The sequence below is a fragment of the Nonomuraea fuscirosea genome (assembly GCF_003001935.1).
Taxonomy (GTDB): domain Bacteria; phylum Actinomycetota; class Actinomycetes; order Streptosporangiales; family Streptosporangiaceae; genus Nonomuraea; species Nonomuraea fuscirosea.
In genome coordinates this window covers 62275-78882 of sequence record NZ_PVNG01000017.1, presented here as the reverse complement: position 1 = coordinate 78882, position 16608 = coordinate 62275, and the positions used below count along the sequence as shown (strand labels likewise).

General features: G+C 70.7%; 17 protein-coding genes. 13 read left to right on the top strand and 4 right to left on the bottom strand.

Features of this window, described 5'->3' with window-relative positions; translation table 11 throughout:
• Position 1 precedes the first annotated feature (1 nt).
• The 11 genes from B0I32_RS34710 (at position 2) to B0I32_RS34660 (ending at position 11740) form a co-directional block, all read left to right on the top strand.
• Positions 2-973: a sigma-70 family RNA polymerase sigma factor gene (locus B0I32_RS34710; RefSeq protein WP_106247028.1), complete on the top strand. Its 972-nt coding sequence runs from the start codon at positions 2-4 to the stop codon at positions 971-973.
• Between the two features lie 146 nt (positions 974-1119).
• Positions 1120-2265 carry an FAD-dependent oxidoreductase gene (locus B0I32_RS34705; RefSeq protein WP_106247026.1) on the top strand — a complete coding sequence of 382 codons (1146 nt, stop codon included), beginning with the start codon at positions 1120-1122 and terminating at the stop codon, positions 2263-2265.
• Positions 2266-2277: 12 nt separating this feature from the next.
• Positions 2278-3294 (top strand): NAD-dependent epimerase/dehydratase family protein, encoded by a 1017-nt coding sequence (locus tag B0I32_RS34700; protein WP_106247262.1) that lies wholly within the window; start codon positions 2278-2280, stop codon positions 3292-3294.
• A gap of 43 nt (positions 3295-3337) precedes the next feature.
• Positions 3338-3946, top strand: a complete 609-nt coding sequence (locus B0I32_RS34695) for a TetR/AcrR family transcriptional regulator (protein WP_106247260.1) — start codon at positions 3338-3340, stop codon at positions 3944-3946.
• 491 nt (positions 3947-4437) lie between these two features.
• The gene (locus B0I32_RS34690) at positions 4438-5790 is read left to right on the top strand and encodes a TrkH family potassium uptake protein (protein WP_106247025.1); all 1353 of its coding nucleotides are present in this window, start codon (positions 4438-4440) and stop codon (positions 5788-5790) included.
• Between the two features lie 176 nt (positions 5791-5966).
• Positions 5967-7229, top strand: a complete 1263-nt coding sequence (nhaA, locus tag B0I32_RS34685) for a Na+/H+ antiporter NhaA (RefSeq protein WP_106247023.1) — start codon at positions 5967-5969, stop codon at positions 7227-7229.
• 132 nt (positions 7230-7361) lie between these two features.
• A complete protein-coding gene (locus B0I32_RS34680; RefSeq protein WP_106247258.1) occupies positions 7362-8810 on the top strand; it encodes an FAD-dependent monooxygenase in 1449 nt (482 codons plus the stop codon).
• Complete coding sequence (locus B0I32_RS34675; RefSeq protein ID WP_106247021.1) at positions 8807-9415, top strand: TetR/AcrR family transcriptional regulator; 609 nt, start codon at positions 8807-8809, stop codon at positions 9413-9415. Before B0I32_RS34680 ends, B0I32_RS34675 begins: the two co-directional genes overlap by 4 nt.
• A 354-nt stretch (positions 9416-9769) precedes the next feature.
• A complete protein-coding gene (locus tag B0I32_RS34670; protein WP_106247020.1) occupies positions 9770-10168 on the top strand; it encodes a VOC family protein in 399 nt (132 codons plus the stop codon).
• A 22-nt stretch (positions 10169-10190) separates the two neighbouring features.
• Entirely contained in the window at positions 10191-10529 is a 339-nt protein-coding gene (locus tag B0I32_RS34665) for a YciI family protein (RefSeq protein WP_245956203.1), read from the top strand.
• The gene (locus B0I32_RS34660) at positions 10526-11740 is read left to right on the top strand and encodes an RNA polymerase sigma factor (protein WP_106247018.1); all 1215 of its coding nucleotides are present in this window, start codon (positions 10526-10528) and stop codon (positions 11738-11740) included. The genes B0I32_RS34665 and B0I32_RS34660 overlap by 4 nt, the downstream gene beginning before the upstream one ends.
• Positions 11741-12034: 294 nt before the next feature.
• Here B0I32_RS34660 and B0I32_RS34655 read toward each other — a convergent pair whose 3' ends face one another.
• Entirely contained in the window at positions 12035-12685 is a 651-nt protein-coding gene (locus tag B0I32_RS34655) for a winged helix-turn-helix transcriptional regulator (protein WP_106247017.1), read from the bottom strand.
• Positions 12686-12770: 85 nt separating this feature from the next.
• On the opposite strand from B0I32_RS34655, the gene B0I32_RS34650 reads away from it, so the two are divergent.
• Positions 12771-13151: a nuclear transport factor 2 family protein gene (locus B0I32_RS34650; RefSeq protein ID WP_106247015.1), complete on the top strand. Its 381-nt coding sequence runs from the start codon at positions 12771-12773 to the stop codon at positions 13149-13151.
• Positions 13152-13378: 227 nt separating this feature from the next.
• On the opposite strand, the gene B0I32_RS34645 is transcribed toward B0I32_RS34650, so the two are convergent.
• The 3 genes from B0I32_RS34645 to B0I32_RS34635 form a co-directional block, all read right to left on the bottom strand.
• Positions 13379-14218: a cytochrome c biogenesis CcdA family protein gene (locus B0I32_RS34645; protein WP_106247254.1), complete on the bottom strand. Its 840-nt coding sequence runs from the start codon at positions 14216-14218 to the stop codon at positions 13379-13381.
• Positions 14219-14247: 29 nt separating this feature from the next.
• Positions 14248-14853, bottom strand: coding sequence for a TlpA family protein disulfide reductase (locus B0I32_RS34640; RefSeq protein WP_106247014.1), 606 nt, complete (start codon positions 14851-14853; stop codon positions 14248-14250).
• Positions 14854-14947: 94 nt separating this feature from the next.
• Positions 14948-15541: a DUF1707 SHOCT-like domain-containing protein gene (locus tag B0I32_RS34635; protein ID WP_106247012.1), complete on the bottom strand. Its 594-nt coding sequence runs from the start codon at positions 15539-15541 to the stop codon at positions 14948-14950.
• Between the two features lie 109 nt (positions 15542-15650).
• Between B0I32_RS34635 and B0I32_RS34630 the strand changes: the two genes are divergently transcribed.
• Positions 15651-16313 carry a flavin reductase family protein gene (locus B0I32_RS34630; protein ID WP_106247011.1) on the top strand — a complete coding sequence of 221 codons (663 nt, stop codon included), beginning with the start codon at positions 15651-15653 and terminating at the stop codon, positions 16311-16313.
• Positions 16314-16608 lie beyond the last annotated feature (295 nt).

Below are 16608 nucleotides of genomic sequence, written 5' to 3'. Positions count from 1 at the left end.
CATGGACAGCATCGCCGCCGATCAGGTCGCCACTGATCGTTTCGACGCCGAGCGGTTCGAGGTCAGCAGGAACCGGCTGGCCTCGCTGGCGTACCGGCTGCTGGGTTCGGCCGCCGACGCCGAGGACGCGGTGCAGGACGCGTTCCTGCACTGGCAGGCCGCCGACCGGCGGCGGATCAGGGTGCCGGAAGCCTGGCTGACCAGGATCGTCACCAACCTGTGCCTGGATCGGCTCCGCTCGGCGCGGGCCCGCCGCGAACGCGCCGCCGGCGCCTGGCTGCCCGAGCCGCTTCTCGCCGGCGACCCGATGCTCGGCCCCGCCGACACCTTCGAACAGCGCGAATCGGTCTCCCTGGCCGTCCTGACCCTCATGGAGCGGCTGTCGCCCTTGGAACGGGCCGTCTACGTCCTGCGGGAAGCGTTCTCCTACAGCCACGCCGAGATCGCCGAGCTGCTCGGCATCACCGAATCCGCCAGCCAGCAGCACCTTCACCGGGCCAGGCGCCGCGTCACCGCGGCGCGCCGCCGGGGTGGCGAGGTCGACCCGGAATCCGCCCGCAGGATCGTCGAGGAGTTCCTCGCCGCCGCTTTCTCCGGCCGCACCGAACGGCTGGTGGCGCTGCTCACCGACGACGCGACCGCCGTCTCCGACGGCGCCGGCCTGACCGGGACGCTGCTGCGGTACGACACTCCGGAGCGGATCGCCGCCGTCGCACGGGCCGGGTTCAAACCCACACCCGCCAAGCGGCGGTTGGCCGGCGGTACGTCCGCCGTCCACTACGCGCGCGTCAACGGCGCCCCAGCCCTCGTCTTCGTGGTCGGCGACCGCGTCGTCGGCGCCGCGACGTTCGACATCGCCGGCGGCCGGATCGCGACTGTGCGAGGCATCGCCGCGCCCGCCCGGCTGACCCGCCTCGCCGAGACCTGGCAGCAGCACGAACCAGAAGGATCACCGCTCATCGCCCGATGGTGAACCGGCGCCGACCGCGCCTCTGTAACGCTCAGGTAGCGGGAGACAGCCCTGACCTCACCTGAACCGCAGGTCGAGCAGATCCTCGCGCATTTGAAAACAAATCTACTATCTGTTTTTATGGACAAAACGGAAGGGAGTACGCGGACATGCGTGCCATCATCATCGGAGCGGGAATCGCCGGACTCGCCGCGGCGCTGCGCCTGCATCAGGCGGGCTGGGACACCCTGGTGGTCGAGCGGGCCCCGGCGCGGCGCGGTGGCGGCTACGGGGTGACGTTCGGCGGCATCGGTCACGACGGGGCCGAGCGGATGGGCGTCCTGCCGGAGCTGAGGCGGCGCGCCTTCGTGACGCGCGAGCTGGTCTACCGCAGGCCCAGCGGCGAGCGCCGCTTCGCGCTCAGCGGCGAGACGATCGCGGCCACCATGGGCAGGAAGTCGTTCAACATCCTGCGCGGCGACATCGAGGGGGTGCTGTACGAGGCCGTCGCCGATCACGTGACCATCCGGTTCGGCACCACGATCACGGCCGTCGAGCAGGACGCGGACACGGTGCGAGTCTCGCTCAGCGATGGCGGCACCGAACGTGCCGACCTGCTCATCGGCGCCGACGGGCTGCACTCGGCGACGCGGGCCCTGGTGTTCGGCCCGGAGGAGGACTACCGGCTCGACCTGGGGCACCGGGTGGCGGTCTACATGCTGAAGGAGCGACCCGAGGGTCTGCCCGCCGAGACGACCGGCTCGATCAGCGCGGGCGGCCGTACGTTCGCGATGATGAGCGTCGGCGACGGCCGTACGGCCGCCTTCTTCGGCTACCGCACCGATGGCGGCCCGGCGGGAGCGTCGCTGGAGGAGCTGCGCACCATCTACGGCGACATGGGATGGCTCGTCCCCCAGGCGCTGGAAGGGCTTGAGACGGCCGAATCGGTCTACTTCGACAGCATCAGCCAGATGGTGGTGGATCGGTGGAGCAAGGGCAGGGTCGTGCTGCTCGGTGACGCGGCCTGGTGCGTGACACTGTTCGCCGGCTATGGCTCCTCGCTGGCTGTCGGCGGTGCCGACCGGCTGGGCGCGGCCCTGGCGCGGCACGGCGACGACGTCCTGGCCGCGCTGGCGGAGTGGGAGGCGGAGCTGAGGCCGGAGGCGGAGAAGAAGCAGCGGCTCGGCCGCCGGGTGAAGGGGGTCTACGCCCCGCGCAACCCGCTGCTGCTGGAGCTGACCCAGCTTCCGCTGCGGCTGTCGTCGTGGGGGCCGGTGCGCCGGCTGGTCGAGCGCAAGTTCCAGCTGGCGGGCTGAACGGAGATGGCGATGCACGTACTGGTCATGGGCGGCACCCACCACGTGGGCCGCGCGCTGGTAGAGGTGGCGCTGCGGCGCGGCGACACCGTCACCACACTCAACCGCGGACAGTCGCGCCCGCCGGCGCCGGGCGTCGAAGCGCTGGTCGCCGATCGCACCGACCCCGCTTCGGTACGGCGGGCGCTCGGCGAGCGTTCCTGGGACGCGGTGATCGACACCTGGGCGTGGGCGCCGAGCGCGGTCCGGGACAGCGCCTGGCTGCTGGCCGACCGTGCGCGGCACTACGGTTACGTCTCCAGCCGCGGCGTCCACGCCTGGCCCTGGCCGGCCGGAGCCGACGAGAGCGCACCGCTCGTGGCGGGCGATCCCGGCAGCCAGGACGGCAGCGACTACGCCGCGGCCAAGCGCGGTGCCGAGATGGCCGTGATCGAGGCGTTCGGCGAGCGTGCGCTGCTGTCCAGGGCGGGCATGATCCTCGGCCCGTACGAGGACGTCGGCCGCATCCCGTGGTGGCTGCGACGGCTCGAACGCGGCGGTCCCGTGCTCGCCCCCGGACCGGCCGGCGCGGCCCTGCAGTACATCGACGCCATCGACCTGGCGGCCTGGATGCTGGCGGCGGCAGAACGTGGCATCGGCGGGACGTTCAACGTCGCCGGGCCGGCCGGGCACACCACGATCGGCGACCTGCTCACCACGGCCTCGCAGGTGATCGGCTCCGACGCCGAGCTGGTGTGGGCGCCCGCGGAGCTGCTGGAACGGGAGGGCTTCCCGCTCGGCATGGAGTTCGGGCTGCGCTACCCCGGCAACCCCTGCCCGACGGGCATCCACGACGCCGACGTCTCCGCCGCCCTGGCGGCGGGGCTCATCCTCCGGCCGCTGCGCGAGACCCTGGCCGACACGTGGGCCTGGCTGCGGCGCGAAGGCGATCCGGCCCCTCGCTCTGACACTCCGTCCCCGGCCCAGTGGTTCGACCCGGCTCAGGAGCAGCACGTCCTGGAGCTGGTCCGTCCTCGCCGCACATCGTGAAAACATCTGATCGACATGTTTCCACCCTCGGAAGGTGAACCTCATGCCTCCCGCCTTCTCGGCCGCGGAAAAGGCGCACATCACGCGGCTGCTCCTGGACAACGGCCTGCGCCTGTTCACCACGCAAGGGCTGCGCAAGACCTCCCTGGAGGACCTGGTCGCCGGGACCGGCATCGCCAAAAGCACCTTCTACGTCTTCTTCGACTCCAAGGAGGCGCTCTATCTGGAGCTGATGCTCGCCCAGATGGCCGAGGTCAAGAGCAGGGTCATCGACGGAGCATTGCGCAAGGAGGCCGGCACCCGCGCCGGGCTGCGCGCCTTCCTGCACGCCACGCTGGCCGAGCTCGACGGCAACCCCCTCTACGGCAGACTGATGACCCACCCCGAGGAGATGGAGGCGGTGGCCAGGAAACTTGACCTCGAACGGGTCACCTCCGCCCCGGACAACCCGGTCACCGCCCTGGCGGCCTACCTGACCGAGCACAGCGACGACCTCGCCGGCGACGACCCGGAGGTGATCGTCGGCGTGTTGCAGGCCGTCCTCATGATGCCGCTGTACCGGGACCGGCTGGCCAGCCCCGAGCTGTACCCGAAGATCCTCGACCGGCTCGTCGACCTCGTCGCCACCGGCCTCACCCAGGTGAAGCAGTGACGAGGCCGTCGCCCGCCTCTGACAGAGATGATGGAGGTGAGCGTCTCCCGGCAGGGTTTGACCCAGCCTCCGACTGACCTCGGGTCCTTGAAGGGGATCTGTCGGCCCTGTCAGGAGACGCTCATGCACGCGTCACGGGCGCGCCGCACGGGTGCCCGGCGACACGTACGCCATGCGGACTCTGCGCCCAGGGGTTCCCAAGGCACTCGAAACCGCCTCGTCGTACCCCTCCCGAACCACTGCCGGTGCCACGTGCCCGATCCCCGACGTAGAGCTAACAGCCAAGCTGCTACGCGAGCGGGTGATCGATCCGTGCACGCGCTCGGCACGGGCCGGCTTGTTCCGCTCGTGCGCCGCACTGCGCTACGGTATGGCCCGGAGTGCCGGGAAGTCTGGTCGGCGACGTCTATGGCCGCGCGACCGAACGGAACCTCCGCGATGGATGACGGCGTTGTCAGCATGTCCGGCAAGCCGCAGCGCCGGGCGATCTCATGACGCGGCGCCGCCCGGCTGTGCCGGGGCGTGGCCGGCATCCGACCGTGGTCATCGCGGCCGGGTTCGGCTCGGCGGTGCTGCTCGGGACACTCCTGCTCGGCACCCCGCTGGCCACCGCGGAAGGGGACAGCTCCCACTGGCTCACCGCGTTGTTCACCGCCACCTCCGCCGTCTGCGTGACCGGCCTGGTCGTGGTCGACACCGGGACGCACTGGTCGGTGTTCGGTGAAGTGGTGATCGTCCTGCTCATCCAAGCCGGCGGGCTGGGCATCATGACGCTCGCCACGCTGATCATGGTCATCGTCGCCCACCGCGTCGGCCTGCGGGCCAGGCTGTCCGCCCAGTTAGAGACCAAGTCGGTGGTCGCCGCCGATCTGCGTCACGTGCTGCGCAGGGTCGTGACGTTCAGCCTGATCTGCGAGGCGGCCATCGCCGCCGTTCTCGCCGTACGGTTCATCACCGGGTACGGCGAGCCGCTGGGCCGAGCCGTCTATCTCGGCATCTTCCACGGGGTATCGGCGTTCAACAATGCCGGCTTCGCGCTCTGGCCGGACAACCTGATGCGCTTCGTCACCGACCCGTGGATCTGCCTGACCATCGCCCTGGCGGTCATCGTCGGCGGCCTCGGCTATCCGGTCGTCTTCGAGCTGCTGCGCACCTGGCGACACCCGTGGCGCTGGTCTGTACTGACCCGCATCACAGTCGGACTGAGCGCCCTGCTCCTCGGCGTCGGCACCCTCGCGTTCCTGATGACCGAGTGGCGCAATCCGGGCACGATGGGCCCGCTGGACGACTCGGGCAAGCTGCTGGCCGCCTTCTTCGCCGCCGTCATGCCGCGCTCCGGCGGCTTCAACACCCTCGACATCAGCCAGATGTACCCCTCCTCCTGGCTGGTCACCGACGTGCTGATGTTCATCGGCGGGGGCAGCGCCGGAACCGCGGGCGGCATCAAGGTCACCACATTCGGCTTCCTGCTCTTCATCATCTGGTCCGAACTGCGCGGCGAGCATCAGGTCAACATCGGCCACCGGCGGCTGCCCTCCGCGACTCAACGCCAGGCACTGTCCATCGGCCTGTTAGGCATCATCCTGGTCACCCTCTCCACCTGGCTGTTGCTCATCCTGACTCCACACGGCCTCGACCAGGTGCTGTTCGAGGTCATCTCCGCCTTCGCCACCAACGGCCTGTCCACCGGCATCACCGCTGACACCTCCCTGGCCGGGCACGTGCTGCTCAGTGTGCTGATGTACATCGGCCGCATCGGCCCGCTCACGCTGGGGTCGGCACTCGCGCTGAAACAGCGCACCCGCCGTTACGAACTGCCAGAGGAAAAGGTGATCCTCGGCTGACAGCCGACAAGAGGGCGGCCGATCATCCTGCTGCCCGTGAGCCGGGGGCACAAAGGGAGACCGGTAGACCGACAAACAGGATGTTCTGTACAGAAGTGGAAATCGGGTAGATTAGGGCTCGGTGTGCCGGGAAGCCTGGTCGGCTGTTCTGTCGCCGACCCTTCCCGGAGTCCCCCTTGACCCAAGCACCGCCACGTGGTTTTCGCCTGTTCAGCCCCGGTTCCTGGAGTGAAGCCCGACGTGTCGTCGACATCCTGCGGGCAGAAACCGTCGGGGGCGCGCTGCTGCTCGCGGGCGCGCTGCTCGGCATGTTCTGGGCGAACTCGCCCTGGTCCGAAGCCTACGAAGGGCTACGCGCCGTCAAGATCGGCCCCGCCGCCCTGCACCTGGATCTGAGCCTGGCCGCCTGGGCCGCGGACGGGCTGCTGGCCGTCTTCTTCTTCGTGGCCGGCCTGGAGCTCAAGCGCGAGTTCGTCGCCGGAGACCTGCGCGATCCCCGGCGCGCCGCCATCCCGATCGCGGCCGCGGTCGCCGGAGTGCTCGTGCCCGCCGCCGTCTACCTGCTCATCACGAGCGGCGCCGAAGCGGAGGCCGCCAAGGGGTGGGCGGTGCCCACCGCCACCGACATCGCGTTCGCGCTGGCGGTGCTCGCGGTCATCGGCCGCCACCTGCCGGCCGCGCTGCGCACGTTCCTGCTCACTCTGGCCGTCGTCGACGACGTGCTCGCCATCGTGATCATCGCTCTCTTCTACACCGAGCATCTAGCGCCGCTTCCTCTGCTGGCCGCGTCGGCTCCGCTGGCCGTCTTCGCTTTCCTCGTACAGCGCGGGGTTCGTTCCTGGTGGCTCCTGCTGCCGCTGGCCGTGCTGGCGTGGGGCCTGGTTCACGCGTCCGGCGTGCACGCCACCGTCGCCGGAGTCCTGCTCGCCTTCACCGTTCCCGTCGCGGTGGGCAGGCGACCGGGTCCGGGCCTGGCCGAGCATTTCGAGCACCGGTTCCGGCCTCTGTCAGCGGGCGTGGCCGTGCCGGTGTTCGCGTTCCTGTCGGCGGGCGTGCCGCTCGGCGGGCTCGACGGCCTGGCCGAGGCGCTGACCGACCCCGTGGCCCTCGCCGTCGTGGCCGGGCTCGTCATCGGCAAGCCCGTGGGGGTGATGGCGGCCACCTGGCTGATGGCCCGCTTCACCCGGGCCGACCTCGACGAGAACCTGGCCTGGGTGGACGTGCTCGGGCTGTCGATCCTGGCCGGCATCGGCTTCACCGTCTCCCTGCTGATCGGCGAGCTGGCCTTCGGCATCGGCAGCGAACGCGACGGCCTGACCAAGATCGCGGTGCTGACCGGCTCCCTCGCCGCGGCCCTCCTCGCCGCCGCGATCCTGCGCCTGCGCAACAACGCGTACCGCCGCATCGAGCAGGCTTCCTTGGCGGAAGCGGAAGGATGACCGGGTGCGAAACCTGTCCCTCTGAGGGGCGCCGGTGGTGCCGGTGTGGTTGCGCCGCAGTCGCTGGACACTCCTGCGGTCTGCGCGTTACATTGTTTACGATGCCGTTCCGTAAATAAAATGGAGTGCACCGTGGAACCTGACGTTCTCGTCGCGGGGGCCGGGCCGGTGGGGCTCGCCCTGGCGTGCGCGCTGCTCCAGCACGGCGTCTCAGTACGGGTGGTGGACCGGGCTCAGGCGCCGGCCACCACGTCGCGAGCCAACTTCGTGCACGCACGCGGCTCGGAGGTGCTCGACCGGCTGGATGCGCTCAGTGGCCTGCCCGAGGAGTCGGTGCGGGCCATGACCATCACCAACTACGCCGGCGACCGCCCGATGATGCGCGTTCGCTTCGGCGATCCCGGCCTGCACACCGCCGCTCCCCCGATGGTGATCTCCCAGGCCCGCGTCGAGGCGCGGTTGCGCGACCGGCTGGCCGAGCTGGGCGGGCGGCCGGAATGGGGCTGCGCCCTGGTGGGCGCCGGCCAGGACGCCGACGGCGTCACCGCCGCGCTGGGCGACGGCCGCACCGTGCGAGCGCGCTGGCTGGTCGGCTGCGACGGGACCGGCAGCACCGTACGCAAGCTCGCCGGCATCGGCTTCCCCGGCGTCAAGGTCAGCGAGCGTTTCCTGATCGTGGACGCCCGCCTCGACACCACCCTCGACCGCTCCGGCACCAGCGGCTGGGTGCATCCGGAGGGCATGCTGGGCGCCATGCCGATGCCCGGCGGCCAGTGGCGGTTGCTCGCCTACGATCCCGTCTTCCGGCAGGACAAACCCACCGAGGAGCAGATCGTCGAGCGGATGCGCCACATCCTGCCCGAACGCACCCACGGCCTCGGCGGCCGGCTGCTGGACGCGTCCTGGGCGTCGTTGTTCAGCGTGCACCGCCGCCTGGCCGACACCTACCGTCAGGGCCGGATCCTCCTGGCCGGTGACTCCGCGCACGCGCACGCCCCCTTCGGCGGGCAAGGCATGCTGACCGGCATCGGCGACGCCGAGAACCTCGCCTGGAAACTGGCCCTCGTCATCGGCGGCCTGGCGGGCGAGCGGCTCCTGCAGACCTACGAGACCGAGCGCCGCCCGCTGGCCACCCAGGTTCTGCGTGGCAGCACCGCCGCCACCAGGATGAACATCGCCGCCGGGCCCGTCGGCCGGTTCCTGCGCGACCGCGTCATGGTGCCGGCGTTCAACCTGCCCGTGCTGCAGCGCTGGACCACGTACACCACCTCACAGCTCTGGGTGAGCTACCGGCGCGGCCCGCTCGGCGGGCGCGGCTCGCGGCCGCGCTCCGGCGACCGGATCGCCGATGTGGCCTGCGTGCGCGCCGACGGCATCCGTACCCGGCTGCACGCCGAACTGCGCGGACGCTGGGCCGTCCTCGGCGACGCGTCCCTGTTCGAGGCGGCCCGGCGGCGGCTCGGCGAGCACGTCGTCCACCTGCGCCCGGTGGACCCGCTGCCCGCTATGCTCGTACGCCCGGACGCCCACCTGGCCTGCACGGGCGACCCCACCCGTTGGCTGGACGGAGCACTCGCTTGACGGACCGCCGAGGACGCGGACGCCCCCGCGACCCCGAGACCGACGTCGCAATCCTGCGCGCCGCCCTCGACCTGTTCATCGAACGCGGCGTCGAAGGCACCAGCATGGAGCAGATCGCCAAACGGGCCGGCGTCGGCAAGCTCACCGTCTACCGCCGCTGGAGCACCAAGGAGGAGCTGATCGCTCAGGCGGTCGAGCAGACGGTCAGCGCCGACCTGGTCCCCTCCCCCGACGACATCCAGGCACTCGACCCGCAGCAGATCATCGAAGGCGTCATCGAGGCGGCGGCGGAGATGACCGCGAGCCCGGCGTTCCGCGCGCTGACCGCCCGGATGATGGGCTCGGCCGTCAGCCACCCCGAGCTGATGGCCGTCTACTGGAAGCACCACGTCCTGCCGCGCCGCGAGCTGGCCGCCGCCATGCTGCGACGCGCCCAGCAGGACGGCACCGTGGCCGCCGACGCCGACCTCGACGTGCTGATCGACATGATGGCCGGCGCGGTGACCTGGCGCGTTCTCCAGCCCGACCCGCCGGACGCCGCCGGCATGCTCGACTTCCTCAAGGCCGTCTACCGGCAGGCGGGGCTCTACCGGCCCTCACCGTAACGGCGTGCGCGACCGCTCGCGGCGAGCTCGGGAAGCGGCCGCCATGGCGCCTTCTCGCGTCACTGGAGAAGGTCGTTCTCGGCAGCGGATCCTGCAGGTGACGGTGCCGTACCAGGCCCACCTCTCACATCAGCGATCTAGCCGGTGCGCGGGGTGATCACCCGGGGTCCGGGGCGAGGAATTCTGTGCCGGTGTCGTATCCGGGCTTCCGCCGATCGTCTGTTATGTGAGGGCCGAGCCGTCAGCGGGCATGTCGCAGTGGCGGCTCGTGGTCAGGCGAGGTGAGCCCGAACGGGGGAATCTCGCGGGACCGCCTGGCTCTCACCTCAACGACCGAGCCCGAAGGAACGCCTCATGCATCCCACCCTGAACACCATCGACATCGTGGTGTCCGACCTGGACGCCTCGATCGCCTTCTACGCCCGCCTGGGCATGGAGTTCAAGCTCGACGAGCACTCGCCCGAGCACGCCGGCTGTGATCTGCCGAACGGGCTGCACGTCATGCTGGACACCGAGGGCTTCCGCACGCCGTTCCTGCCCGGGTGGAGCGCGCCGACCGGCGGGCCGCGTACCCTGCTGTGCTTCGAGTTCGACACCCCGGCCGGGGTGGAGGCCACCTACGCCGAGCTCGTCGCGGCGGGCTACCGCGGGATCGCCGAGCCGTTCGACGCGTTCTGGGGCATGCGGTACGCCACGGTGGCCGACCCGGACGGCAACGGCGTCGATCTGTACGCCACCCTCCCGGCGAGCTGAGACGGAAAGGCAGGCAGCGACCGTGAAGTACGTGCTGATGTTCATCGAGACCGAACAGTTCGCCGCGCAGCTGGAGGCGATGGACGAGCTGGAGCAGCAGGCCGCCTACGCGGCCGTCGCGCAGTGGTTCGCCGACCACGCGGGCAAGATCACGCACCATACGCATCTGGCGCCCGTGCACACCGCCACCACAGTGCGCCTGGGCCAGGGCGAGCCCGTCATCACTGATGGGCCGTTCGTGGAGGGTAAGGAGGTTGTCAGCGGGTTCGCCGAGGTGGAGGTGGCCGACCTGGACGAGGCGCTGAAGATCGCTCGCTCCTGGCCGGCCTGCCCGATCGTGGAGATCCGCCCGGCCTCATGAACGAGCCGGTGCACGGGCAGGTGAGCCAGGAGGTGCTGGCCCGCGTGGTGCGTGAGCACGCGGGCCGGCTGGCCGCGTCCCTGGTGTCGCTGCTGGGCGACTTCGCCGCCGCCGAGGACCTGGTGCAGGACGCCGTGGAGGTCGCGCTGCGGCGCTGGCCGGCCGAAGGGATCCCCGAGCGGCCGGAGGCATGGTTGTTCACCGTGGCCCGGCGGCACGGGCTGGACGTGCTGCGCCGGGAGTCGAACTACAGGGCCAAGCTCGCCCGGCTCACCTCGCCTGCTCCCGCGCCGCGTGATGACCGGCTGCGGCTGATCTTCACCTGCTGCCACCCGGCGCTGTCGCGGACCGCGCAGATCGCGCTCACCCTGCGGGTTGTGTGCGGGCTGTCGGCCGCGCAGATCGCCGCCGCCTTCCTGGTACCGGAGTCCACGGTGGCGCAGCGCATCACCCGCGCCAAACGCAAGATCGGCGAGGCCGGGATCCCGTACCGCATTCCCGCTGCGGAGGAGTTGCCGCAGCGCGTGGAGGAGGTGCTGGCGGTCATCTACCTGCTGTTCAACGAGGGCTACCTGTCCAGTACGGCGGAGCGGGCACAAGCGCGTGACCTGGTCGAGGACGCCGAGTGGCTGGCCACGCTGCTGGCGAACCTGCTGCCGAAGCAGCCCGAGGCGGCTGGGCTGCTGGCGCTGATCCGGCTGCACCGGGCCCGCGGCGCGGCCCGCTTCGACGGCCAGGGCCGTCTGGTTCTGCTGGCCGACCAGGACCGCTCGCTGTGGGATCGCCAGGCCATCGAGCAGGCCACCGCCCTGCTGACGCGCGCGGCCCGCGCCCACCGGCGGCCGGGGCCCTACCAGCTGCAGGCGGCGATCGTGGCCTGCCACGCCGAGGCCGAGACCTTCGCCGCCACCGACTGGGCGCAGATTCTGGTGCTGTACGACATGCTGCTGCACCTGGCGCCCTCACCGGTCACGCGGCTGCACCGGGCCATCGCCGTGCGGCACGTCCACGGCCCCGCGCAGGCCCTGACCGAGCTTGAAGACCTGGGCGCCGTGCTGGAGCGCTACCCGCTCTTCCACGCCACCCGCGCCGAGCTGCTGCGTGATCTGGGCCGCCGTGAACAGGCGCGAACCGCCGATGAGCGGGCCCTGGAGCTGACCGCCAACCCGGCTCAGCAAGCACTGCTGGAGCAACGTCTGGCCTGGCACTGAGGTGCCCCCTCATCGCTTCAGCCAGCGCTCATAGCGGTCACCAGGTGACCGGCCGCGCGGTCAGACCGCCAGTCAGCACATGGGCGTTTTCCGCTACGCAGCCCGCGAGGTCGTCGCAGGAAATCCACGTAGTGGTGGGCGTCGTGCGCCACGTCTCGCCACAGCGCGAGAGTCGCCGTGTCGCTCTGCCGGGCCGGGAAGGCGACCCATTCCCGCATGGTCCGCGTTCCTAAGGTCACAGGGGCGGCGGTTCCCGCGTCGATCTCCTCGAGCAGGTGTGACGTGCCTCGACCGTCAGCCATCGGCGGGGCCTCTGTTCGGGAGAAGGCGGTCGAGTGCCGCCGCGGAGCCCTCGACGATCAGCCCTTCGGTCTTGGCCGTCGCAGGGGTCATCAGTCCGGTGAAGAGCGCGACGAGTACCTGCGGTGGCGCGGTGATCGTGGCGTCGGGTCGGCGCTCGGTCGAGCAGGGACGTACGTCGATGCGGCCGTGGTCGGCGGTGATGTCGCAGCCGTCGTGCAGGTCGCCCAGGCGTACGGTGACGGCCGGGTCCTCGGGTGAGCCGTCGCGGCACAGGTGGCGCAGCGGCAGCGTGAACCAGTGCACCCTGAATGCGTCGCCGGCCGGCGGGGCGAGCATCAGGGGTGCGCCCCAGCGCGTCAGTTCGCGCACGACGCCGTCCAGGTCCTGGCCGCGACTGGTGAGCCCGATCAGCGAAGCGGCGACCGGTGGCGGCTCATCGTGGCGAGCGATCAGCCCGGCCGACTCCATCTCACGCAGGCGATCGGCGAGGAGGTTGCTGGCGATGCCGGGCAGGCCGCGTCGCAGGTCGGAGAACCGGCAGGGCCCTTGGGTGAGCAGTTCGCGGACGATGAGCAGCGTCCAGCGGTCGCCAACCAGGTCCAGCGCACGGGCCATCGAGCAGTACTGGTTGTACGAGCGCATTGCCCCACTCTATCCCGCCATGGTTGCCCTTCTCAACTTCATGGTTTATTTTCTCAACCACCAAGCGACGATCGAGGGAGACCGCATGACCGTCATCACCGGCACCGCCCCTCCCCTGCTCAAGGCCTACTACCAGGTCCTTACGGGCGGGATCGAGAACTACGACGAGGGCCGGGAACTCGCGCCCCTGCTGGCCGACGACCTCGCGTTCGAGGGCCCCCTCGCCGGACACGTCACCGGGGCGGCCCGCTTCCTGCAGGGCGTCAAAGGATTCATCGCCAACGTCGGCGAGATCGAGATGATCCAGGAGGTCCACGGGCCGGGAGGCAGCGCCGTTCTCTACGACGCCCACCTGCCCAAGGGCATCGTCAGGTTCGCCGAATTCTTCACCTTCGCCGACGGCAAGATCCAGCGGCTTCGCCTCCAGTACGACCCCGCCGCCTACATCGCCGGCGGAGGGGGCTGACCACGCCCAACCCCGGCGCCCGCCGGCCTTGTCGCTCATCGCCGACCCGGGGCCGGGCGGCCGTCCAGGGCGCCAGCCGTCGTGCGCGGCGAGGTCGTTGAACGCCCGAGATGGTGGACGCGGCGATCGCCGTCCGACAGGTCGGCGCCACGCTCGGCGTCGCCACGTGGGGCGCCGTCATGAGCCTGGGCACCGGCGACCGCACTGCTGCCGGCGGCGACAGGCTGTCAGCGGGCACGATCGCGGCGACGTGCCGTGCGTACGACCAGCGTCACCAGGGCGAGCAAGAGGAGAAGCACGAGCGTGAGCCATCCCGGGCCGAGCCCGGCCACCCAGCCGGCGACGGTCGACTGCACGGCGGTCACCGCGCCCACGATCGGATCGTCCGCCTCCTGGCCCGCGAAGACGCGCAGCTCGTACCAGCCGTAGTACAGGACGTACAGGCCCGCGAGGGTGAGCAGGCCGCCGCTGGCCCTGGACACATACGGCAGCAGCCGCCGCAACCGGGCCACCACGGCGGCGCGGGCGAGCGCCACCGCCAGCGACAGAACGGCGACGATCAAGCCCATGCCCAGCGCGTAGGCGGTGAAGGCCGCCACCCCACCGCTCACTCCGCCGCCGGACAGCGCGGCGGAGGTGACCGCCAGGAACGGCCCCGCCGTGCACGACAAGGAGGCCACCGCGTACGACAGGCCATAGCCGTACAGCGACAGCGGTGAGGTCGTGGGACGGCCGGTGGCCAGACCCGGCAAGCGCAGCACGAGCTCGCGGCCGGACAGCAACCACAGACCCAGCCCCACCAGAACCGCCCCGATGACCAGGGTCGCCCACGGCAGGTGGCCGCCCACCGACACGGCCAGCACGGTCACGACCAGCCCGAACAGACCGAAGACGGTGACGAATCCGGCGGTCATCGCCGCCGCCAGGACCAGTGCCCGGCGAACGGGGCCGGCTCCCCGGTCGTTGATCAGCAGGGTGAGATAGGCCGGCAGCATGGCGAAGCCGCACGGATTGAACGCGGCCACCATCCCGGCGGTGAGCGCCAGGGCCAGCGGCGCTTCCGACACACCGGTACCGAAGGAGGACATCGATTCGGCTACCGGGCGACCAGAGCGCGCAGGTGCTCCTCCAGCTTGTCCCGGCCGAGTGGACCGGATACCTTCTCCGCCGAGCCGTCCGGTTTCATGAACACGAAGGTGGACTGCTCGCTGACGCCGAGCTTCGTCCATACCGCGCCTTTGGCGTCGGCCAGGTGCACGAGATCGCCGGTCCCGGTGCGCTTGACGAACGCCCGCATCGCCGCCTGGGTGTCCAGTCCGGCGACTCCGACGAACGCGACATCGCCCTGCCGGGCGGCCGCCGCCTTGACGGCGGGCGCGTCCGACAGGCACTTGGGACACCACGGCGCCCAGAACCAGAAGACGACAGGCCTGCCCGCCAGGCTCTGCCCCTGAAAGGCCTTGCCGTCCAGCGTCTGGGCGGTGAACCGCAGTGCGGCGGGCACCGGAGCCTCGCCCGCCGACCGTTCCGGACCCCGCGGGGAGACCGGCGGGGAGACCGGCGGGGAGACCGGCGGGGACGCCGCCGACGCCGAGGTGTCCCCGGCCGCGGGTCCTGGTTCGTCGCGCGCCGCGGTGCCGCAGGCGGCGGCCAGCAGGGCGAGCATCGCCATCGCGGCGGCCGTCGTTCGCCTGTTGCTCATGCCGGTCACCCTAGAAGCGCATCGCCGCGTCACTTCTTACAAGGCGATGACGGCCACGGCGCACCCACCACGCGAGATGGCGCCGAACACGCCGTCACCCATCAAGGCGGCGCTGCTTGCGGCGTTCCCAGGCGTTGCGGTGCCGGATGACCACTCCTCCGGCACCGCCGGTGCCCGAGAGGCGGATCAGTGGTGTCCTGGGGAGGCGCTGCGATGTCGTCTTGTCCTTGAACCCACCGAGGCCCCCGTCCATCCGGGAGGTGTCCGCGGCCCAGCCGTCAGGGATGATGATGGTAATGCCGCCCATCTGGCCTTCCGCCTCGATCCTGATCTCGGGCAGCCGGCATTCGACCTGGGTGAAGTCGAGCTTGGCGGCGCCCATCCCGCCGTGGATGATGATGTGCCCGGGCACCTCCCAGCGCCCGGAGCGGGTCACGCCGTGCATGCCGCCCTTGAGGACCAGCGGCTCCTGGTTCACCGGGACGTCCGGCGGCAGATCGGCGGTGAGCCGGGCCAGGTCGGCGTACGTCTTGGCGTTCAGCGCCAGGTCGAGCCGCGCGTCCAGCTCGTCGAGGTCGATGCGGCCCTCGACCGCCGCCGTGTTCAGCCGTTCCACCACCGCTTCCCGCTCGTCATGGGAGACGCGCCACTCGTCACGGCCGACAGGTTGAGGAGGGCCAGCAGTCATATCCCAATAATAGGGACAGGTGCCGCCCATCGCGGTGAAGCGGTGAAGACGCCAGTGACCCGTGACACTTCGGCTGATGGCGAAATATCACGATCTTAGGCTGCGCTGCATGAACGCCGCACCCTTCCACGCCCTGCCCGCGCAGGCAGCCGCAGCCCACGTAGTGATCGAGCCGAGCATCCTGTACTTCGGGACGCCGGTGGTGCTCCTCTCGACGGAGAACGAGGACGGCTCGTTCAACCTCGCCCCGATGTCCTCCGCCTGGGCGCTCGGGCAGACGGTCGTCCTCGGCCTGGGCCGCGAGGGGCAGACCGCGCGCAATCTCGGCGAGCGACCCGACCTGGTGATCAACCTGCCCGGCCCCGCTCTGTGGCCGGCCGTGGAACGGCTGGCGCCGCTGACCGGCCGGAATCCGGTGCCCTCCACCAAGGCGAAGGGCTGCCGCTTCGAGCCGGACAAGTTCGGCGCGGCGGGCCTGGACGGTGAGCCTTCCCACGTGGTCCGGCCGCCGCGCGTCGCCGAATGCCCCATCCAGCTGGAGGCCCGCGCCGAGCGGGTACGGCCGGACGTCCACGGCACCTTCGTCATCGTCGAGGCCCTCGTCCGGAAGGTGCACGCCGATCCCCGGCTGCTCGTTCTCGGCACCGACCACGTCGACCCCGCCGCCTGGAGCCCGCTCGTCTACAACTTCCGCCACTACTTCGGGCTCGGCCCGGAGCTCGGCCATTCCTACCGCACCGAGACCCCCCGCAGGTCCGCGGCAGAACAGTGAGCCAGGGCGCGTCCTGTGGCTGAGGACGAAGAGTACGGTCGCCTCCTGTACCGCAGCCCGAGGCGCTACGCGACGTCGTCCGCTATACGTGGGAGGACACCCACCCGCCGCCGACGTCTGACACGGCGGCGTTTCGAGTGGTCAGCGCCCTGCGGCAGAGGCCGAGTAACGATCCCGAAACCGGCCATTTACGCCACGGCCCCCTCTTGACGCCACCTGACCCGCAGGGCAGCATGGCGTTTACATCTATTGCACAATTTGTCCCATTATCGGACAAAGTCCTGTGGATCGAAGT